Annotated in this window: 19 protein-coding genes; 9 read left to right on the top strand and 10 right to left on the bottom strand. The window is 45.8% G+C overall.

Annotated elements, in window-relative coordinates:
• Positions 1 to 454 precede the first annotated feature (454 nt).
• Positions 455 to 1,435 carry an aspartate carbamoyltransferase catalytic subunit gene (locus QUA24_RS08170; protein WP_333214740.1) on the top strand — a complete coding sequence of 327 codons (981 nt, stop codon included), beginning with the start codon at positions 455 to 457 and terminating at the stop codon, positions 1,433 to 1,435.
• Between the two features lie 137 nt (positions 1,436 to 1,572).
• Here QUA24_RS08170 and QUA24_RS08165 read toward each other — a convergent pair whose 3' ends face one another.
• Positions 1,573 to 1,974, bottom strand: coding sequence for an SH3 domain-containing protein (locus QUA24_RS08165; protein WP_333228709.1), 402 nt, complete (start codon positions 1,972 to 1,974; stop codon positions 1,573 to 1,575).
• Between the two features lie 636 nt (positions 1,975 to 2,610).
• On the opposite strand from QUA24_RS08165, the gene QUA24_RS08160 reads away from it, so the two are divergent.
• From QUA24_RS08160 to QUA24_RS08150, 3 genes are all read left to right on the top strand, one after another.
• Entirely contained in the window at positions 2,611 to 3,102 is a 492-nt protein-coding gene (locus tag QUA24_RS08160; RefSeq protein WP_333214744.1) for a molybdenum cofactor biosynthesis protein MoaE, read from the top strand.
• Positions 3,103 to 3,209: 107 nt separating this feature from the next.
• Positions 3,210 to 3,869, top strand: a complete 660-nt coding sequence (locus tag QUA24_RS08155; protein ID WP_041622468.1) for a sigma-70 family RNA polymerase sigma factor — start codon at positions 3,210 to 3,212, stop codon at positions 3,867 to 3,869.
• 140 nt (positions 3,870 to 4,009) lie between these two features.
• A complete protein-coding gene (locus QUA24_RS08150) occupies positions 4,010 to 4,615 on the top strand; it encodes a zf-HC2 domain-containing protein (protein WP_333228707.1) in 606 nt (201 codons plus the stop codon).
• Between the two features lie 167 nt (positions 4,616 to 4,782).
• Here the strand turns inward: QUA24_RS08150 and QUA24_RS08145 are convergent, their stop codons facing one another.
• The gene (locus QUA24_RS08145; RefSeq protein ID WP_333228705.1) at positions 4,783 to 7,188 is read right to left on the bottom strand and encodes an NACHT domain-containing NTPase; all 2,406 of its coding nucleotides are present in this window, start codon (positions 7,186 to 7,188) and stop codon (positions 4,783 to 4,785) included.
• 222 nt (positions 7,189 to 7,410) lie between these two features.
• Between QUA24_RS08145 and QUA24_RS08140 the strand changes: the two genes are divergently transcribed.
• The 3 genes from QUA24_RS08140 to QUA24_RS08130 are packed head-to-tail and all read left to right on the top strand — an operon-like array spanning position 7,411 to position 8,778.
• On the top strand, positions 7,411 to 8,004 hold the full coding sequence (locus tag QUA24_RS08140) for an ATP-binding protein (RefSeq protein ID WP_333228703.1): 594 nt from the start codon (positions 7,411 to 7,413) through the stop codon (positions 8,002 to 8,004).
• 54 nt (positions 8,005 to 8,058) lie between these two features.
• Positions 8,059 to 8,442: a response regulator transcription factor gene (locus tag QUA24_RS08135; RefSeq protein ID WP_333228701.1), complete on the top strand. Its 384-nt coding sequence runs from the start codon at positions 8,059 to 8,061 to the stop codon at positions 8,440 to 8,442.
• A gap of 6 nt (positions 8,443 to 8,448) precedes the next feature.
• Positions 8,449 to 8,778: a response regulator transcription factor gene (locus tag QUA24_RS08130; protein ID WP_333228753.1), complete on the top strand. Its 330-nt coding sequence runs from the start codon at positions 8,449 to 8,451 to the stop codon at positions 8,776 to 8,778.
• Positions 8,779 to 8,798: 20 nt separating this feature from the next.
• Here the strand turns inward: QUA24_RS08130 and QUA24_RS08125 are convergent, their stop codons facing one another.
• A complete protein-coding gene (locus QUA24_RS08125) occupies positions 8,799 to 9,203 on the bottom strand; it encodes a gamma-glutamylcyclotransferase (protein WP_333228699.1) in 405 nt (134 codons plus the stop codon).
• A 120-nt stretch (positions 9,204 to 9,323) separates the two neighbouring features.
• Between QUA24_RS08125 and QUA24_RS08120 the strand changes: the two genes are divergently transcribed.
• Together QUA24_RS08120 and QUA24_RS08115 are read left to right on the top strand one after the other, a co-directional pair.
• A complete protein-coding gene (locus QUA24_RS08120) occupies positions 9,324 to 9,923 on the top strand; it encodes a glyoxalase-like domain protein (protein WP_333214756.1) in 600 nt (199 codons plus the stop codon).
• A 182-nt stretch (positions 9,924 to 10,105) separates the two neighbouring features.
• The gene (locus QUA24_RS08115) at positions 10,106 to 10,921 is read left to right on the top strand and encodes a phytanoyl-CoA dioxygenase family protein (RefSeq protein ID WP_333228697.1); all 816 of its coding nucleotides are present in this window, start codon (positions 10,106 to 10,108) and stop codon (positions 10,919 to 10,921) included.
• 110 nt (positions 10,922 to 11,031) lie between these two features.
• Here QUA24_RS08115 and QUA24_RS08110 read toward each other — a convergent pair whose 3' ends face one another.
• The 7 genes from QUA24_RS08110 to QUA24_RS08080 form a co-directional block, all read right to left on the bottom strand.
• Complete coding sequence (locus QUA24_RS08110; protein WP_333228695.1) at positions 11,032 to 12,303, bottom strand: bifunctional sterol desaturase/short chain dehydrogenase; 1,272 nt, start codon at positions 12,301 to 12,303, stop codon at positions 11,032 to 11,034.
• Between the two features lie 85 nt (positions 12,304 to 12,388).
• Positions 12,389 to 13,000: a restriction endonuclease subunit R gene (locus QUA24_RS08105; RefSeq protein ID WP_333228693.1), complete on the bottom strand. Its 612-nt coding sequence runs from the start codon at positions 12,998 to 13,000 to the stop codon at positions 12,389 to 12,391.
• Positions 13,001 to 13,121: 121 nt separating this feature from the next.
• A complete protein-coding gene (locus QUA24_RS08100; RefSeq protein ID WP_333228691.1) occupies positions 13,122 to 14,018 on the bottom strand; it encodes a polysaccharide deacetylase family protein in 897 nt (298 codons plus the stop codon).
• Between the two features lie 259 nt (positions 14,019 to 14,277).
• A complete protein-coding gene (locus QUA24_RS08095) occupies positions 14,278 to 15,927 on the bottom strand; it encodes a family 10 glycosylhydrolase (protein WP_333228689.1) in 1,650 nt (549 codons plus the stop codon).
• Positions 15,928 to 16,286: 359 nt separating this feature from the next.
• Complete coding sequence (psb27, locus tag QUA24_RS08090) at positions 16,287 to 16,685, bottom strand: photosystem II protein Psb27 (protein ID WP_333107406.1); 399 nt, start codon at positions 16,683 to 16,685, stop codon at positions 16,287 to 16,289.
• Between the two features lie 147 nt (positions 16,686 to 16,832).
• Positions 16,833 to 18,086, bottom strand: a complete 1,254-nt coding sequence (locus QUA24_RS08085) for a DNA replication/repair protein RecF (protein ID WP_333228687.1) — start codon at positions 18,084 to 18,086, stop codon at positions 16,833 to 16,835.
• 322 nt (positions 18,087 to 18,408) lie between these two features.
• Positions 18,409 to 21,228 carry a cation-transporting P-type ATPase gene (locus tag QUA24_RS08080; protein WP_333228685.1) on the bottom strand — a complete coding sequence of 940 codons (2,820 nt, stop codon included), beginning with the start codon at positions 21,226 to 21,228 and terminating at the stop codon, positions 18,409 to 18,411.
• Positions 21,229 to 21,324: the final 96 nt, after the last annotated feature.

Raw genomic sequence — 21,324 nt, 5'->3', positions numbered from 1 at the left:
GACCGACTTCAAAGAATTAATCATCTGTGAAATGTCGCACTGTATGCTGTCGATCGGCAGTGGAAGGTTTGCCGCCTCAATTGTTTCCACATAGTAGTATATGCAAGGGCTGCGCTCGGCTTGTTCTGGAAAAGGCTGAGTTTGCGTAGGAGAAACTGCAACTACTGCGCTTTCGCTGCTACAGCGTAATTTCCGCTTTCCTGCGGGTAAACCACACCTGTTTCACCTTCGACGCTGGGTTCGCTGTGAGAGTGGGATGTGAACTACATAAACTGATTATAGCTCTACTCACCGCAAAAGCGATCAAAAATTGTTGGATACTGTTGATCGCCACCCCTAAATGTCGATCGAACATTCAAAGGCGACAGCAGGGCGGGCGTACAAGCAAGTTCCCAACCCATCGTCCGTCCTGATTGAGTCAATCTAAAATCTAAAATCTAAAATCTAAAATTGTATGACTTGGACAAGGCGACACATTCTCACTCTGGCTGATTTTACCTCGGACGAATACGATACGGTGCTGCAAACTGCAGCCAGTTTTCGGGATGTGCTCGGCCGCCGCACGAAGAAAGTGCCGGCCCTGCAGGGTCAAGTGGTCGCGAATTTGTTTTTTGAACCTTCTACCCGGACTCGCAATAGTTTTGAGTTGGCGGCGAAGCGGCTGTCAGCGGATACGCTGAATTTTACCCCTGGAAGTTCTTCTCTAACGAAGGGGGAGACTATTCTGGATACGGCTAAGACTTATCTGGCGATGGGAACGGATTTGATGGTAATCCGGCACGAACAAGCTGGAGTTCCGAGCACAATTGCTTCGGAAATGGATCGCTTGGGTTCGAGAGTCAGCGTTCTCAATGCTGGAGACGGCCAGCACGAACACCCATCGCAAGGTTTGCTAGACTTATTTACTATTTGTGCTCTGTTAGATACCGAACGTCCGCGGCTGGAACTTTTAGCGGGTAAAAAAATTGCTGTGGTGGGAGATATCTTACATTCGCGGGTGGCTAGGTCTAATATTTGGAGTCTAACGGCTTCTGGGGCAGAGGTTCATTTGGCCGGGCCGCCAACTTTGCTACCGCTGTTGTTTGCTGAGTGTGGCGATGGTAGGGAAGGCAAATTATTTTTGCATTGGCAGCTTGAACCGGCTTTGGCCGATGCTGATTTTGTGATGACTTTGCGGCTGCAAAAGGAACGGATGAGCGACCATTTGCTGCCGAGTTTACGAGAGTACCATTCTTTGTACGGGATTACGCGCGATCGGCTCAAACTCTGCAAGCCGGATGTGAAGGTGTTGCACCCTGGCCCAGTTAACCGTGGCGTGGAAATTAGTTCGGATTTGATGGACGATGCCCAGTTTAGCCTGATATCTCAGCAAGTTACCAGCGGCGTGGCGGTGCGGATGGCATTACTTTATCTAATCGGCGGCGGTAAAGTTTAGGCTGTTAGTTGTTAGTCATGAATTTCGGATATTTGATTATTTTCACTCTCCATCGCCTCTTTACAAGAATCGTTACCCGGTCAGACCGGGTAACGATTAAAACTCTTTCTAGAAATGTAAAGTGATCTAGTTAAGAGTTAGGAGAGCCAGGACGCAGATACCCAGCCGCCACCTTTGAGTTGGGCCCAGCCATTTTTGTAACGACCGGTCAATTTGATGTGGTCTCCATAATATAACTTGCCGATTACACCAGAACAGCTACTGGGGCGGTGGCGGATATTCAGTCGGCCGCCATTGGTGACAACTTTGGCGTAGCTGTGATGGCTGTGATGGGCGCGATGGCCACACTTGCGGTAGCAACCTGCAGCCTGGGCTTCGCCACCGACACTCAGAACAGATAGAGCTACTGCCATACCTGCAACGCCTATCCATGCAGAATTAGGAATTTTCAAGCCCAGTTGGTCTAACGACTTGACCTGGAGTTCGGACTCTGGAGATTCATAAGCAACAAAAGAGTGGCTCAATGCTAGTGCTTCCATAGTTTCCTCGTGATTGTTGTTAACCTTTCTTGGTGCAGACTCAGGTCAAAACCTCAATTAACAGCCCAAATTATTAACTTATGTTTCATAAAAGCCACAAAAGGGCGTTAAGGTCTTGCTTTTGCCGAGTATTGGCTAATGTTCCTGAACTCTGCACAGGTATATCATGTCATTTATGTAGCTTTCCGGAACAAAAAAATAAATAAAGTTTACATCTGCTGCTAAAAATTTTGCCGACGCGGATTAGAACTCCGGGCAGAATTAAACTTAACTGTGTCATTAAAAAGGGAACGAAGTTATCGATTGGGGTTGGGAATTGCTTGTACTGAGTTGCGAATGACACTACTTGTTTTGCTACTTATTTATTGAATTGCTACAGCAAGATGGGCAGTTAATTCGATCGAACAAGCATCCGGCTCGTCTTCAAGCACAATCTTAATTTGCTTCGGGTCAGTCATAGTGTAGCCGATCGCACTCGTGCAGAAGTTCGGGGCGATGGCGCCGGGCCCTCGGCAGTGCTACAAGATGGGTCTCAAGATTAGTCGCCCTATGTCCCCGACAAGAATGCAAGACAAATCCATCGCGACTTGATTTGTGTCAAGATCAATTAACTTCTCCAGCACCACTTCTTTCGCAATGAACTCCTTCGCTACACTTTCGATCGGCACAATTCCTCAACGCCATGAATCAGACAGCTTCGCCATTACCTTAGCGCCGTTGTCTGTAGAGGAAATATACGCTTTGGCAGATGACCCCGCGAACGGAGCCGTGGTAATGATGAGCGGTACAGTCCGCAACCAAACTGACGGTCAAGCAGTAATTTCCCTAGAATATCAAGCCTACGAACCGATGGCCGTGCGAGTATTCCAGGAAATTGCTACTGAAATCCGCCGCCAGTGGGCCGAGGTCAATCGGGTCGCTATTCACCACCGTGTCGGACACTTGCAGGTGGGCGAAATCAGCGTAGTGGTGGCTGTTGGCTGCCCCCACCGGGACTCAGCCTTTGCAGCTTGCCAGTACGCCATAGATACGCTCAAACACAATGTACCGATTTGGAAAAAGGAACATTGGGCTGACGGTTCTAGCAGTTGGGTTAGTATTGGAGCGTGCGAGGTTGTCGGGCATTAGTCAAGGGATTTAAGATTTGAGATTTCAGATTTGAGATTGCAGAGGGGAACTTGTTACGATCCCCTAACGTCAAAAAGTGTGGAATGTTCGATGAGCCAATTCCACCGATGAGCGACTTTATTTCCGTGTCCTGGTCTGCGGTTGTGGCGACCGTTCAAAGAGTGCAATTGCCAGCCGAAAAACTCTCTAATTATGACTTGGTGTTGCGGTGTCAGGAAGGAAATCGACCTGAGACCACGGCCTTTTCAGAACTGTTGAAGCGGTATCAGTCCCACGTAGACAGGGTTCTCTATCACTTGGCCCCTGACTGGCAAGACCGAGCAGACTTGGCTCAGGAAGTGTGGATTCGGGTCTACCGAAATATTAACCGTTTGCAAGAGCCTGTTAAATTTCGGGGCTGGCTGAGCCGCATCGCCACTAATTTGTTTTACGATGAGTTGCGGAAGCGCAAACGGGTGCGAACTCCGCTGTCGCTGGACGTACCCCGTACTCTGGAAGATGGCGAGGTTGATTGGGAAATTCCGGCAGACAGTCCGGGGCCTGATGAAGATTTGACGACTAGAGAATTTTACGACCAGTTGCGGGTGGCGATCGCAGATTTGCCTGAAGTATTCCGCACGACAATTGTTTTAAGAGAAATTGAAGGTTTAGCCTATGAGGAAATAGCCGAAATGACCGGAGTTTCTCTGGGAACTGTCAAGTCGAGAATTGCTAGAGCTCGCCAAAGATTGCAGTTGGAATTGCAAAAGTATCTCGATGGTAATTAGCAAGAGTAATTTCAGAGGTGGGTTAAGAAGATTTGGTGATGTTTGCTGTGACATCAAAACTTCTCCTTTAAAATATAAATAAGCAGTAAATCATTCTAGTAGCGAGTGCGTGATTCCCCAATTAGAGCAAGTCTGAAATTATGAATAATAACTTTGAATCGGATAAAAATCAGAATCAGCAAGGTGTTGGGGATTCACTCGCTGAAACTCAAGTTAACAACAATTATGCCCAGGGCAATGTAACTACTATGATGCGCGATCGCTTTGAATTGCTAAGTGCCTACCTAGACGGTGAAGTGACGGCGACAGAACGCCGGCAAGTTGAGGAGTGGCTGACAAATGACCCCACTACGAAGCGTTTGTACTCGCGACTGCTGATGATGCAGCAGAGCTTTCAGGCAATGCCTGTGCCTGCTGCACAACAATCGGCCGAGGAGTTAGCGACGAAGGTTTTGCAGCGGGTGGAACGCAAGCCGAAACAAACTTGGATTTTGGGTGGAGGTGCGATCGCAGCTTTGTTGGTTGCGGTGGTGTCCGGTGTCGGTGGGGGCCGCCAATTGTTTACTCCTCAGTTTGCTCTATCGCCCGTTCCTGCTGAATCTGACGGTTTGATTATGGCTTTAAACGAGCCTCTGGTGGAGATGGTTAATCCCAACGATTTGATGCTTGGGGTGAATGCACCGATCATGGATATTCCCAAAGTTGGTGTAGCAACCCCTCAAAAGTCATTGCCCAAGGCGCAGTAGAATTTCTGTTTTGAGCATAACTGAAGTTGCTAAGCTCCCTAAAAAAGGGGGCTTTTGCCGTTTTTCCCAGTTTTTCAAGATGGATAGATCCTTTGACACTTTCCCGCCTTTGAATGACGAATTGTGGGGCGATCGCATCTTGATATCGGAGTAGGTAGCGAGTGGAATTAGAGCGGGCGATCGCACTTGTCACCGATTTTTTGGAGATTTGCGATCGGTAATAGCAATGTCTCCTCAATTTCCTGCCGCACAGCAGGAGATACATTACAACCGCTATTGAGGCAATATACCAGCAATTTATTAGCATCGTAATACTTCCTGAGCAATGACTTCTGCTGTTCGCTAAATTGCCAATCGTGACCTATATTGCGATAGGAAATTATGATTTGTCTTAATTCCCTAGTCCAAACTTGTCCGTTAGCTTGCCACCATTCCCTAAATATTTCCTTGTCACCATCAGGGTGAGGGAGTTGTTTCTTAAGTTTTTGCAGTGCTTGCATCAGTTCAGGTTCAACAAGAGGGACAAGAAGAATGTCGTGGGCAAGACTAAGGGCTGGGTCAATAGCACCGTCGAGTACAGGCAAAATGGCAAGGTCAAGAACAAAGTCAAGGGTAAATTCAACAGCAGGGTCAAAGGTATGTTTAACGGCAAGGTAAAGGGCTGGGTCAAGGAAACGTTCAGGGTTACGATTAAGAGCAAGCTCAAGGCATGGAAGAAGCGAAAAGTAAAAGAATCTCACTGCCGCAGGTTTGTACGGAAAATCAACAGAAAGGGATTTCTGCTTTACCCACAGTAGGAATTGCTGTAACTGCTCATCCTTAGCGACCAACCCATCAACTTGCTGTTTGATTAACAGCAGCAAGTCATCAGCTTTTTGCAACATCCCAACTGCTAACAACAAAACTTCTCGCCAACGCTTCTCTGTCAGGTGACTCACCAGTTTTCCCAAAGCTTGTGGAGGGGAATTATGAACTATTTCTGTAGCAGTCAAATACTCTTGAAATGTTAGATGAGAAAACGAATAAATCCCTCTTGCCCTCTCCACTAATAATCCATGTTGTGCCTCGATCGCCTTCAGGACAACCTCACTATCCATTTCTAACTGAACGCGGTCAGTTGTGGCATCGGGTAAGTTAGCCAGATAGTCGGCAATCAATTGCTGAACAGTGTTTTTTTCAAAAAAATAATCGCCATGCTCAAAAGTAATAGCTGCCACAAAAGCAAGTAAATGTTGTTTGCGGGAAAAATTCAAATCTCGATAAACTTCATCCCGTTGAATGCCTCTAGTTTCATCCCATTTTCTGAGCATAATTTCCATTCCTTCCTCATATAACTTGGCTCGGTTGGATGGAAAATCTGCTTTGGCTTGGAATACCAAACAAGTCAGATTAAGCAAAATTGGCGTTACTGCTAGTTCTCGAATTTGCTGATTTTTTTGCAGTGTCAGCGTCTCTACAAATTGAGAGGCTAAAGTTTTCCCTGCCTCAAGATTCTGGGAAAATGCTGCAAACCAATTTTTAGCAAAGGCAGCGGTTTGCTTGCAATTAAAATCCGCTACCTCAACACAGGTAAAGGCTTCGTCGTGAAATCGGTACTTAGCAGCGGCAATTCGACAGGTAATAATAAACTGATTGTTGTAATACTTTTGGACAAACTGACGAATCTGTCTGACGACTGCATCGCTATCTAATTCGGGCACTTCATCTAAGCCGTCCAATAAAATCAAACCTCTGCCTTGACTAAGTACAGATTCAGTTTGCGATCGCGCCTCAACTCCGTAACTAGCAATTTCGTCGCTGATATATTCTAATAAGTCAAGATTAGTGATTTCAGCAAAGTTTTTCAGAGAGATAAAAATCGGTATTTTGTTTGATTCAAATTTGGCGCGATCGCACTGAATGGCAATGTGTTTCAAAAAAGTAGTTTTACCGGAACCAGGTTTGCCGAGTACCATCAATTTAGAGTGAGATTTCACCGCATCCAATCCTGGTACTCGTTTCTGGCATACTTTACCTAATCCCAAGCGGTTAAAGTTATCCGCATCAGGGTTGAAGTCTCTGAGTAAATCGCGAATTTCTCCCGGCTGCCAACTGGTAATTTCCTCTAAAATGTTGACTTCAACGTAGAGGTTGCTGACATCAACGGGCTGGGCAATATCCAACAGTTGCATTTTGCTGTAAAGCTGTTGGATTTTGCTGTGGCATTTTTGCCGTATCTCTTCCACTACCGAATCAATATGCTGTTGGCAAAAATCTCTAACCCCCCCAACCCCCCCTTGGTAAGGAAGGGCTAAAGGAGGACGATCGACAATTTCTTCCCAATCCAAATGCAAAACAGTGCAGAAAGCCTTGAAAGCATTAGCTTTAATGGGTTCTCTTCCTCGTAAAAAACGCCTCCAAGTTGGCAGGGAGAGGCCATCGGCATAGGGCCCGGCCTCTGTCCAAGTTCGATCGGGTTCTAATGTTTGACTAGCTTCTACTAACCATCTGGGGTCTTCTATCGTCGATCCCCTTTCTCTTCTAGCTTGCCTAATTTTTAGTAATCCCTCCTCAGAGGCTTTGAGGGTGGTCATTATATAATTTACTTCTCTATTTGTCAATATCTGTTTTCGCTCAGTTTAGCGATCGCAAACTGAGTTTGTCAAGACCCCGGCAACAAAGAGAAAATGATCCTAACAACAACTGCACAGCATACGGCAAAAGCCCGACATAAATCATGCAAAATTTATTGTTCAGAATGCCACTCTTTTTTGTATGTGAAGCATACCCATTAAATGATGACAAAGGAGCGCAAAATGAGAAATAATATAGAGGAAATACCGTCAGGTGGGATAGGTATAAAATTAATTAGCCAAATTGCCGATGAGCTAAGTTATATCCGCACTTCTGAGGGGCGAAATTGTCTGTTAATTGTGAAATATTTTCAGCTCGATTTACTACCACCTCAACGTACCACTCAATCTCGTTACTTTAAGCAGGCGCTTCATGTTTTGAATAGCTTTATTTTTCGGCTTAAAAAACAACAAATTTCCCCCTTTTATCGAACTTCTAACCAGCAAATTAAAACAATTCACCTTCAACTAAATACTGACATCAAGAGTGTTGCTCAAGTTTTATGGTGGGTCGAGCAGTTTTTTTTAGACTATCTACGCATTCCCGAAGCAGTTTTGCAGCAGTGCAAACTTGCTACGATCGAAGGGTTTACGAATGCTGTTCGCCACGCCCACAAAAATCTGCCCTTAGAAACTCCGATCAACCTTGAAATAACCGTATTTAACGAACGCCTAGAAGTCAACATTTGGGATATGGGAGAGCCTTTTGACCTCCCAGCCAAGTTGATTGAAGAATTGCCAGTTATTTGGAACGACCTCGGCTTTACTCTTGACTAAGGCACTTCTGCAATTGCCAGCTTTCCATTGACAACAGAACGGAGCTTTTTTGTGATGATTACTGATACTACTGCCAAGATTCTAGTTGTGGATGATGACCCATCCATCCGCAATTTAATTCATCGCTTTTTAAATCATAAATATCAAGTATATTCGGCAGCAGATGGCGAGACTGCTTTAGCATTGTTTGAGAAATTACAGCCACTGCTAGTAGTTCTTGATTGGAATTTGCCGGATACTACAGGCTATCAGCTCTGCCAGGAAATGCAGCGCCGTACTAATGTTTTTGTGATCATGTTAAGCAGCCGCACAGACGAAGCTGATAAACTTAAAGTTCTTTCTGCAGGCGCTGATGACTATATCTGCAAACCATTTGCTCTGGCCGAGTTGGCAATTCGTATAGAAGTTGTGTTGAGACGCATGAGATCGGTCACTTGATCACGTATTGTATTCGCTCAATTCGCGATCGATTCAGCACGTCGGGAAGCAACACTCAACGATCGCATTATCAAGTTAACAGCCTTGGAATTTAAGATCTTGTATTTTTTGGCAAGTCATTCCGATCAATCTTGGAGTCGCAAACAGCTAATCGAAAAAATCGGGGAGTTGAACTGCGACGACACAGGAGAAAAGCAACTTGTTAGCGTACATATTGGTCAGATTCGTAAGAAAATCATTCAAGCTGATGCTACGGGGTCGCAGTTTATTAAAACTATTCGGGGTTACGGTTACAGGTTCGAGTCGCCAGATCGCACTGCAATGGCAATTTACTAAGCTCATCGGCATTAACCACTTTATTTGGCGAAAAACCGATTTTCCCACGTGCCGTCGGGCAGCCAGATGGCTCCTAGGGAACGAACGCGATCGGGTAACATGAAGTAAGCCCAAGCCATGCCTAAAGGTTTGAGGTGTTGATCGAAGATTTCAATTTCCTGCCGCTGATATTCGTTTTGTGTCGGTTCCCGCAACGGATCATAGTCTTCCAGTCGGTCTAAATCGTCCAAAATAGCCGAGTTTGCGAAACAGAGGAGAAAACCGCAGACGGTGCCATCTCCGGCAATCATCGCAGGATAGCCGATCGGCAGCGCAAAAATTTGACCGCGGGAGATCGCGGGGCAAGCATCCACAACTTTTCCTTCGCAGTAGCGGAGGTAGTTGCATTCCCCCGGTTTGAGTGTGCCGTAGACAAAGACTTTCATCGGGTAGGGCCTAACCGCTAGTTTTTGCTAACATAGATGGCTAAGCTAATAGTTTAAGTCTCGCGGGCGATCGCGACTGCAATCTTGATAAATTTCGTTGTTTACCCTTTCTTATAATTCATGACTCTAGCAGTTAGTTTTATTAATTTTGGACTTCGGCCTTTGTACTTGAGCTCTTTTTTGCCGTCCCTGCCCCTGGACAGCTTGTTTTCGACTCAAGGGATTATGGTGATGCTGCTGGCTGCCTATGCGGGGGCGATGTGGATGTTTCTCACCAGTGCTCCGAAGGTACACACGGTGATGGTATCGGATCTCGGACAAGCGAGGGAGTTCTATGAAGGTATGCTAAACTTGCCAGTAGCAGAAGTGCCACTGCACTACTACTACAATTACGAGCAAACTTTGGGCACAACTGGTATCGATCCGCTGTATTTGTCGCCGAATGTCGGGAGGGCAACGACCTCTCAAACGCTGGGGAGTCCGGATGGTTTGTGGTATCAGTTGATGAAAAATACCCAACTGCACATCATTAGCGGGGCCGGTGCAGGGGAAAAAAATCGCCAGCGTCACGTTTGTTTCGATCGCGATTGTTTGGATCAGTTATTGATGAGGGTACAAACTCGCGGCATTAGTTATAAAATTCGCCGGGAAAAACCTCTGAATTTTTTGGTCAAAGATTACGATGGTCGCGTCATTGAAATGGCTGAGGTTAGTAATTAAGCTGACAGGCAAAAAATTTTAGATATAGAAATCCGGTTTCTCCCAGAAAGCGGGTTTCTAAAGTTACGAGTTTACCAGTCATTGTTGCTATGACTTCTTCGTCTCCGTTACAACTTAACTAAATCTTTAATTTCTCCCAAACATTGTTTAAAACCGAGAACTTGATTCAAGAGGTAAAGCAGATGGGACAGACAAAATTAGTCGATCAGTTTAATCAAGATGGATATGTTAAGCTCCGGGGTTTTTTTTCAGAAGCCGAGATGAGAATACTGATCGAGGATATTAAAGAAGCCGATCCGAAGCACATTGACAATAATCTGAATAAAGGAAGCTTAACTTTTCACAGTCAGCTATTCCAATACAGTGAAAAGATCCAAAACTTCATCTCTCAACCCCGACTTGTGGAACTGCTTGCACAATTCATTGGTTCAAATTTCTGGGTGCGGTGGGATCAGGCAGTAGCAAAAGGACCAGGAGCACAAACCTTTCCTTGGCATCAGGACAATGGCTATAGCAACCTTAAGGATAATCACTATCAACTGTGGATTGCACTTACCCGAATGACCCCCGAAAATGGTGGGCTGTGGTTACAACCGGGCAGTCACAAAAAACGGCTGCCGCACAAAGTTGAAGGTAACTATGCTGTGTATGATGGAACTCCTGACAGTCCACTCTTCATTGAAGCAGAAGCGGGGGATATTGTTTTGTTTTCCTCGCTTACACTTCACAGTACCACACCTAATGTTTCGCAGGAAACCCGCTGGGCTTACGTGATTGAGTACATGTCCCTCAATCACGTCGATCCTTCTATCAAACCACCCTATTTTGTGGTTGCCCGTAACGGCAAATCCCAGCCAGAGTTTGTTAATCTTCATACAGGTTTCCTGAACCCCTGGAATCATTTGAAATACGTTGGTTATCGCTGGAATCTCAAGCAAATGTGGCCAAGCAGGCTGAAACTACTTCTAAAGAGAGCAGAGTTGCTAGGAAAGAAGTAATACCAATTCTTACTGTACCCTCACTAGGTGAAGCCCGAACGTACTTCGTAAGTCATTCGTACTTCACCTAGAACCCTAGAAGCATTAGGTTGATTTAACCGGATTTGATATCACTTAGTTATTACTTCAATGCCCGATCGCTCTAATTCTATATCTGTCAAAGAGACTGCTTTCCGGCTGAAAATTTGGAAGTAGAGAGAAACAAAAAACTCTTTGACTGGAAAAACGATAAAAGTCAAGGGATTAATTGTCACGATGATATTCCGGGCATCGGCTTTAGCTTGTTTGACAACTTGCTGCGCTACCCAGTCGGGAGACATGATGCCGATCGGGTTTAAGTTGCTTTTAAATGGCCCTAAAATCAGTTTGCGAACGATGCAGGGCGCGTCCAGCCGCCGCAGGGTGACTAAATCTCCTAGGGCGCGCTTGCTGAGTTCGTACAGGGGACTGACAGCGGGAATTACTTCTGCTTCTGAAGTGTTGATCCAGACTTCTTTGCAAGCGATGTTTTCGTTAGTGCGGACAGTTAAGAAAAAGAGTTCCATCAGCCGCCATGCGGAAAAAGTGTTAATTTCGTAGGAGTTTGCGATCGCCTCTCCTGTTCTTTCTCCGTGTACATTAATCCCGTGATTGATGACGAGAATATCGATTTTTTCTAACAATTCTGCTAAATCTGCCTCTTGACCTATTTGCCAAGTTACGGTTTTTACAGGTAAATTTTCGCCGTCTACATCCAAAGTAATTGTTTGATTTCCCGATGAGAGGGCGATCACTTTTGCACCAGCTTTATGGAGGTGTTTGAGTAGCAAACGCCCTAAAGTTCCCGATGCACCGGTGACGGCTATAGTTTTGCCTTTGAGAGAAAGTGCTGTACCCATAAGTTTATCTATTAAGGTGAAAGTACCGCAATAGTAAGCATTTTGATTGTCGAAGTGGTGCCGCCAGTGATAAGGTTTATTAACTAACCACTTGCCAGGGGGAGTCAGGAAGTCTCCCGGTTGGTGGGTGATGTCGGTTAATTCGTCTGCACCTTTGATGCCGATCGCGCGGGCGATCGCGCTCAACAAAAAGCCTAAAGTATAAATACAACCCGCTGCTGCGCCCCAGTGATATTCCGGCAGCCCAAAATAAGCTACAACCCACAGCAACAAGCCTAAAACTATCATCGCCGCAGCTTCGGGCACGTCGTGACGCCAGTGTGCTTGCTTGTAAATTGTCTCGCTGACGGGGGTCAAATTCGGGCGGAAAACGCGGTGATGCCAAGTGTGCAGCTTTTGCAGGGGGGCCCAATAATGGGACACGACGTGATAAAAGTCTCGTATTATTTCTGCCCAGCAGACAGAACCTATTGCCACAGCGCCGACTATCCAGTAATTTACCATGCTCGCACCAGTTTGAAATTTGAGATATTAGATATTGTCTGCTTTGAAAGATAACTCAAAATGGCTTTTATTGCTAGTCTGAAAGTTAACTCAGGCGTTTTAAAATCTGCAAAACTCGGTACAATTCATTGCCGGGATTGGAAATAACAAATTCAGCAGATCGGGCATACTGGGGAGTTTCCCCTCTGACTAACTTCACAAAAGAGAAGTTAGCACCTGTAGAAATCATTCCGAAAGTAGGAGTTTCAGGATTGGGGTCGGCCAGCATATATGTCAGGAGTTGGGCAAGTGCTTCCTCAGTTGAAAACGAAAGTTGTTTAGATTCAATTACTGTCACCCACAAGTTTGCTTTCATAATTAGGATATCTATTCTGCCTTCGATGATTTTGCCTTCGTCTTCCTCTTGAATGGATATCGACTTTTCGGCTTTGACTTGAAAAGGAGACTCATAGAGATCGGCAATAAACAAAATGGGGCTGATGATTGTTAGCTTGACTGCATTTTCCAATACAGGCGGGGTGTCTACCAAGTTGAAGTATATGTCTTGGACGCGATAGAGCAATTGTTTTTCTGAGTCTGTTACTTCGGGTAAGTTTTCTTGCCATTCTCGGAAAAATTCACTGTTGCGAACTCGCTGCAAGCCTAAGTTATTAATTAGATAGCGGAGGTTGATGTCTCTTGATTGAATTTTTTGCATTAATTTTATCATGATTTATAGCGTTGTTAATAAGTTTAGCATAATTGGATTTTTAACCCCAGATTAACGCAAATAAACGGCGATAAAATTCCGAGTAAGTTAATTTTGCTTAGATGTCTGTTCATGGGGATTTTTGATTTGCAATTCGCTGTTTTTGTCCAGCTTGCATTTGCAGCAATTGTGGCACGGTGACAAAACAATATCCCTGCTGTTTGAGTTTGGGAATAATTGCAGATAGCGCCTTGACTGTTTGCTGGCGATTTCCGCCGCCGTCGTGCAACAATACGATCGCCCCCGTTGAAGCTTGGGATAGCACGGTAAGGGCGATCGCAGCCGCCGGAGGTTGCAGAAAGTCTTTAGGATCGATCGACCACATCACCACTACATAATTTTTCTTTTTAGCGTAATTTGCCAAACCGTTATTTAAGTGGCCGCCGGGGGGGCGAAACAAGAAACTTTTGGCCCCAGTCCATCGATAAATATGAACAACAGTATTATCTATTTCATCGGATGCTGTTTTTTCGGTAACATTGTGAGAATAGTGATGCCAAGTATGATTGCCGATCGCATTTCCCGCTTGCACAACTCGCTTCGCAATTTCTGGATACTCCCGCAAATTTGCACCCAAGCAGAAAAATGTAGCTACTGTGTTATGTTTGTGCAAAACTTCTAAGATTTTCAAAGTTTCAGGCGAAGGGCCATCGTCAAATGTCAGGGCGATAACTTTTGAGTTGTTAATACTGGCTTTATAAACAATTTGGCTGCGAAATTGCGCGGGCGGTGCGAAGACTAAAGGTTGTTCGGGAGGTTTGGGAGAGGGAGTTACCGAGGGAGAAGGGGGTGTTTTTACTTTTGGGGGTTTCAGCAGGTTGGGCGGCGGATTTTCAACGGGTGCGATCGGTATTAACGGATTTGAATTGGCGGTTTTTCTGTTTGACCACAACAGGGAAATTGTGAGGCTCAATCCGATAAGTATAACGGTTTTAATTACCCATTTTTTATTGAGTTTTGCACTCATCAGGTCTACTATTTATTTTGAACAATCTAATTATGCCTGATTGTTCTGCCAGCTTGAAAGTTGGGTAATTTTTTTTTCCAAAGGTTGATAGGACTAAAGCAACACTTAGGCCAAAACCGGGTTTTCTTAGGCAAATCACTCGTGATTCGCCGCTGATTCCCATAGAATAACCCGGTTTATTGCTCAAAAATCTACCCTTTCATGCTCTTGCGGCGACCATAAAACAAGGTGATGACACCCTTTGCGTCTAGGAATATATCTAGAATCTGCAAGTTTGCCGTGCCCTTTCATCCTCCGGTTCTTGCCACCCAAAAGCAAAATGACTTACCGCATTAATTTGCGGCGTCGCCGAGCGAATTGCTCGCATTTGAATCTCCAAAGACGGCCGATTTTTCAGAGGTTTTCCCCAATCTCCAGCAATGGCAGGAATAATTTTTGCTCCCGGAGGCGCTAAACTTACTGTCCGCTGCACCTGTGGCACAATGCAGCTTACATCCCCGCAATTTCCGTAAGACATGGCGTGGAATTCTATAGCAGCCGGAAAGGTGTCCCAAGGCTGCAATCTCGAATCATATCCCCCTTGATTTATCGCTTGATTTGCAGTAGGAAAAAACACTGCTCCTACAGGAATTCCCATCCTTTGAGCAGGTTGAATTGCTATTCCCAAAAAATCTAAAATCCCTTGGACTGCGTGAGCAACGCTCAGTTTCCACAGGTCTTTTTGCAGAATGCCGGTATCGGGAAGCCGCGGTGTCGGTGTCGGTTTTGGTGTGGGAGTTGTAGGGTTTGGCTTGTTAGCGGCGGGAGTTGTTGAGGCCGATCTTGATGCGGGATTCTGGCTTCTAGTAGCTGTAGTTGCTACTGACATCGCCTGCGGAATTCGGCCCTGCCAAAGAGGTTCTCGCTCAGTTGGATACTGTTTGACTACTGCTTGAACGTCATTAGAATTGATAAATCCTTTAGTCAAATACCGCTGAATTAAATCTCGGCCTTGCTGATTGCTAGCCCGCTGCAAAAGAACTTGCTGCGATGCTGGGCCGTAAATCCACAAGTCTTGAACTTTGGTAGCAACTGAAGCGGGTCCGATGCCCCTTAGATAGCGAATGTAGTCGAATAACATTCCTTGCGGCTTGCGCTTGACTATTTGATTTACTAACAAAGTATAGTCTTGCCGTGCTTGTGGGTTGTAGGGATCGATAAAGGCTTGATTGCCCGGAACTTCTCCGAAGTCCTCGTTAATTGCTGCCTCTTCACTTACTGTTAAACTTGTCTGATTTTTACCGTTGATAGCGAGGGTTTGCTGTCTGTCTGGACGCTGAGAATAGCTATAGCCAAAGTTCATGGTAAATAACCAGGCGTATACTTTTAAACCTCGCTGTTTGCCTTTGGCGATCGCCTTTTCTAACAAGTCGTATTTCTCGTAACCGCGATTTCTCACAACAGAAGGCCAAGCCGTAGGATTGTCGGCTGCTGGGAGAAGCACTTGACCATCGTAAAACACTTCGACATAGACTTGGTTGTAGCCTTTATTCACAACTTTGTCTAATACCCGATCGAGTTCTCCGGGTCTGACATCGCAGGGATACAAACGCAGCCAAACTGCTTGGGTTTCGGGCCAAGTTTTTTTACGGCATTCTGCTATTTCCCGCGCGTGTTTGTTCAAAACAGCAAAATATGCTTGCTGAGATTCCGGTTTTCCCGACAGCGCGGCGCGGCGCAAGTCTTCTTTTTGATTGACCTGTTCTGGGGATAATTGGCAATAGGCTAATGTTTGGGCAAAAGCTGGTTGATTTCCGATAAACGGCCAAACAAGCTGGCTGATGAAGCTACTGGTTAAAACAGCAGTTACCGCACTTAAAAAGCGTCGCTGGTGTTGAAAATTCGCGATGCGAGTTGGTGCAATTTTCATGGGAGAATTGAATGGGGTTTTCTAGTTTAAATTGGGTGGCGATCGCATTTTTGCGATCGCGCTCAACAAGCAGCTACAAATTTTCTACTTTTTTCGGTTGACTTAGTTATGGCACAAGTCGATCGCACAATGCAAATTCTATCTGGCGGCTATTTAAATCCAATAAGGGCGATCGGGTAAGACAAGACTCCGCGATTAAACCCTTTTTCAGTATTTTTTCCCTAAATGCTGCATAAAAAAGCGCCTGGATACAGTGGGCGCTAAAAGCAGTTGATATTTCTACTAAAAATTGTTAACACTCAAATATCAAGGATGCAAGATGAATTATTAAAATTTATCCTCGCTCCTAAATTTTGAGATTAAGCTCCTCTGTTAAGAGCAGCTTCAATCTGCTGAAATTCTGACTCAAGACGCTTTTTCAATTTTTCAGGAACAGGACGGTTTGGATAGGAACTGTAATGTCCGGCCAAAGAGTTTAATGCCGTCCGCATTGTCGTGAAAGAGGCCAGCTTGGTAAGAGCGGGATCGCGGCGGTATTCAGCAAAAAAATCGTTGATACTTGTGCGAGCCTTGGCTTGAGCGGCTGCTTTTTCCGGCGTACCCTCTGGCAAAGTGAGCGCTGTTCTCAAGCTCTTCACTAATGCTAATGTGTCTTGGCCATAATCTCCACTCAGAGTGGCGGGAACATTGGTACAGCCCGCTACGCCGATGACAACAACTAATACCAGGGCTAACAGACGGGAAATGTAATGCTTCATAAGGTTTAGAAAAATGGAAGCGAAAGCGGCAATCAAAATTAACCTTTATCCTATCTTGAATTGAGCTAATAATGCCAATTTTTCAACTTTTTTTCAGCTTTACCATGAAACAGAAAATTTGTCAATCCAAAATCTAAAATCTAAAATCTAAAATCGATTGATTTGTCCAGCAACGACGGAGAGAATTTGGGTTTGTCGCAGCCACTGAGCATCAAAAGCGCCTAAGTGAGTTGTAGTAATCAGAGTTTGAAATCGTTCTTGAATTGTTTCTAAAAGTTGATTTTGGCGGCTCAGATCGAGTTCTGCAAGTACGTCGTCGAGCAACAGTAAAGGCGCTTCGCCGACGACTTCTTCAATAAGCTGCAATTCGGCTAATTTTAATGCTAATACCAGAGTTCGCTGCTGACCTTGGGATGCGTATTGACGAGCTGGGGTATTGTTAATTGTAAATGTAATGTCGTCGCGGTGGGGGCCGACTAAAGTGGTTCCTTGAAACTGTTCTGCGATCGCCCTTTTTTGAATTTTCTCTAAAAATGCTTGTCGCACTCCTTCGAGATTATCTTTAGCGATAAATTCTGAACTTACTTCAATATTAGCATCGTATTTTACATCTAAAACTTCTGCTGAACCGCTAATGGAACGGTGCCAATTTCGAGCTAAAGGCATCAAACGCTCCAAAATTCGATCGCGCCTGCGGATGACGCGAGCGCCCGCTGTCGCCAACTGCGCGTCCCACAAAGCTAATTCTGAACTGGGAATGGGGAATTGGGAATGGGGAATTGGGAATGGGGAATTGGGAATGGGTAAGTCTTCTGTATTTTCCGGTTCGGGGCTTTCGGGTGCAATAAATCGCATTTTGTCAAAACCTTCGGAAAATTCCGCTTTCCTGATTTCTTTAGAACGTTTCAACAGAGCGTTTCGCTGGCGCAAAATTTGGTTGTACTGCTGCAAAATGTGAGCGTAAATCGGTTCTAACTGGATAACTAGGCGATCTATCCAATTGCGCCTTCCTTCGGGCCCGCCGCGCACTAAGTCCAAATCCAAACAAGAAAATTGCACTACATTTAAGACGCTCAAAAAGTCTAAATGGCGGCGCAGCGGTTCACCGTTGAGCTTCAGTGTCCGACGCGCCCCAGAGCGGAGAGTTAAAGCTAAGTCGATCGCTCCGGTTTGACGTTCGAGTGTAGCATCAATTTGCCCGATCGGCTTTGAGTCGAGTATTAAATCGCGATCGCGCCCTACCCTATGACTTTTTAATGTGGAAAGCAACTCTACCGCTTCTAACAAGTTAGATTTTCCTTGAGCGTTATTTCCTACTAAAATAGTTTTGGGAGCGTCAAAGGCTACCTTTTGATCGAAGTAGTTCCGAAACTGCCGTAGGTGCAGCGTTTTCAAATACATAATATTAGTAATTGGTAATCGATAATTGGTAATCGGTAATTGGTAATACAGCCCTCGTAGGGTACAGGACAGGGCGCACCTTACAGGTTTGCAACCGCGAGCCTTTACGATTGCGCTTTTCGCCGAGCGTTACGCTCGCAATGACATTATAACGAAGTAATAAATATTTAATCGTCGTGACACAATCTATTTAGTCTTCTTAGCGATGACTTTCGCTGTTATCCAGGGGTTTTAACCCTGGCGGATGTTGTTGAAAATAGCGCCAAATACGATCGCTTTAGCTAATAGTAAAACATTTCTGGCTATCCGTCAGCCGTTAACACTATTTTCGAGATTTGTACAAGCGTACAAACAGTTTTTCCATTTCAATCCAGACAAACATCAGAGCGCTGAAACCGAAGCAAACTAGCAACTCAAACCCCGTTAAATAATGAGTGCCGAAAAAGGCTCTCAGCGGCGGAACGTAAATCAGCATTAATTGCAGAATAGTAGTAACAATCACAGCCCCCCACACAAAAACATTAGTGAAGGGATTTAACTCGATAGTTAGCTGAGTGTTAGACCGAATTGCGATCGCGTGACCCATTTGCGCCAAACAAAGAGTTGTAAACACCATGGTTTTCCAAGCATCTGGATCTCCGTGTCCGGGAGAGTGAGTATATCCGTAAGCCCAAGACATCATCGCGATCGTCAAAATTGCAAAAATAATTCCGATCCGAATCATGTAAGAACCCAAACCCCGCGCAAAAATACTTTCTCGCGGACTGAAAGGAGGCCTTTTCATCACGTTCGGTTCCCCCGGTTCCACAGCCAAAGCCAAAGCGGGAACGCCGTCTGTTACTAAGTTCATCCACAAAATTTGGAGCGGCGTCAGCGGCACTCCTCCCAAACCCATTAAAGGTGCGGCCGCAATTGTCAAAACTTCGCCGATGTTGCTGCCCAAAATGTACTTAATAAAGCGGCGAATATTGCTATAAACCACTCGCCCTTCTTCAGCGGCGGCGACAATAGTTGCGAAGTTGTCGTCGAGAAGCACCATATCGCTAGCTTCTTTGCTGACATCGGTGCCGGTAATCCCCATGGCGATGCCGATATCGGCTTGTTTCAAGGCGGGGGCGTCGTTAACGCCGTCGCCGGTCATCGCGACAAATTTGCCCCAACTTTGCAAAGCTTGGACAATCCGCAATTTGTGTTCGGGGGAGACGCGGGCGTAAACGCTAACCTGTTCGACTTGCTGTTTGAGTTCTTCTTGGCTAAGCTTTTCTAATTCTTGACCGGTGAGAACTCGATCGCCCTCTGTTGCAATACCTAAATCGTAGGCGATGGCTTTTGCAGTCAACTGGTGGTCTCCTGTAATCATCACCACCCGAATGCCAGCATTGCGGCACTTCCTCACTGCTTCCCGCACTTCCGGGCGCGGGGCGTCCAGCATACTGACGAGTCCCAGCCAAATCATGTCTTGTTCGCTGGTTTCCTCAGAACCTTCGGGCGGCAGGTTTTCCCAGAGTTTGTACGCAAACCCCAAGACTCGCAAACCGCCGCTTGCCATGTTGTTGTTTTCGACCAGGATGCGATCACGCATTTCCTGGGTTAAAGGTTGTACTCGATCGCCGACTATAATGCCTTTGCAGCGCTCCAAAGTCAACTCTGGAGAACCTTTGGTCAGCATCAAATAATTCGGCTGCTGTCCTTCAACTGCTGGAAATCCCGAATGTCCCGATCGACCCGGCACTTCGCAAATCACGCTCATCCGCTTGCGTTCCGAAGAAAAAGGAAATTCCGCCGTCCGCGGCAGCAATTGAGACTGTTTTTCCTTATAAATGCCTGCTTTTGCCGCTACACACAGCAGAGCTCCTTCTGTGGGGTCGCCTAAAATCTGCCATTCTTGCTGTTCTTGTTGCAATACTGCGTCGTTGCAAACTGCACAGGCAATTAATAAAGATTCAAGTTCTGGATAGTCCTCTAAATTATTAATTTTGGCCGATGTCAGGCGATCGGTAAAATCTCCGATCGGGGCATAGCCAGATCCTGCGACCGCGACAGTGCAGTCGCCCGTAGACACTAGCTGAACTACCATTTTATTTTGAGTCAGAGTACCTGTTTTGTCAGAACAAATGGTAGTTACCGAGCCCAAAGTTTCTACCGCAGGCAGTTTGCGAATCAGGGCGTTTCGTTTCACCATCCGCCTAGTTCCGAGTGCCAGAGTAACTGTCACGACTGCTGCGAGCCCTTCGGGAACCACAGCCACAGCCATGCTTAGAGAAACTTCTAACAACTCTTCCCACCTGCTGGTATCCAACCCGATGCTGCCGTTTTGGAAGGTAATCATGCCGCCGATGACGACAATTGCGACTAAGGCTAGGGCACCGGAGACAAGAACATTTCCCAACTGGCCCATCCGCTGTTGCAGGGGAGTCGGTTCGCTTTCTACTGACTGAAGCATGGCGGCAATTTTGCCGAGTTCAGTTTGCATTGCGGTGTTGGTGACGATCGCCTTTGCTCGTCCCTGAACAACTTCTGTCCCTTGAAAAATCAGGTTGAGTCGATCGCCCAAGGAAGCATCTTCTGGAAGTTCTAGCTCTGCTTGCTTGGTAACTGCTAGAGCTTCTCCCGTCAAAGCAGATTCTCTGACTTGCAGATTTGATGTTTCGATCAAGCGTGCGTCTGCTGCTATTTTTACCCCAGCCTCCAACAGCATCACGTCTCCAGGTACGAGTTCCTTGGCTGCTATTTCTGAAGTTTTGCCGTCCCGCAGGACTCTGACTAGGGGAGAAGCGAGGTTTTTGAGGGCTGCGAGGGCTTTTTCAGCACTTTGCTCTTGGAAATAGCCGAGAATGCCGTTGAGTATGACGATCGCAAAAATGGCGATCGCATCTTTGGGAAAAGTATTTGACCTGATGTCCAAAAAAGCCGAAATCACGGCCACACCCATCAGCATCAACAACATGATGTTGGTGAACTGATCGACAAAAATCGACCACGGACTGCGGCCTCCTGTTTCTTCGAGTTCGTTGGGGCCGTATTGCTGTAAGCGTTCTGACACCTGTTGGCTGCTCAAGCCAGCGTCTTTGTTGCTGCTTAGCTGCTGGAGAGTTTGGTCAATTGCTACGGTGTGCCAAGAAGAGGGAGAAGTTGAAGACATAAATTACGATCGATCGTGGGGCATAAAGGTGGTTGTGGCCGGACAGCTACAGCCGATCCATCTGGCTGATTACAGTAAGAGAGTTTTAAGTTTTGA

The sequence above is a fragment of the Microcoleus sp. Pol12B5 genome (genome assembly GCF_036701335.1).
GTDB lineage: Bacteria > Cyanobacteriota > Cyanobacteriia > Cyanobacteriales > Microcoleaceae > Microcoleus.
This window is presented reverse-complemented; position numbering and strand designations above follow the sequence as displayed.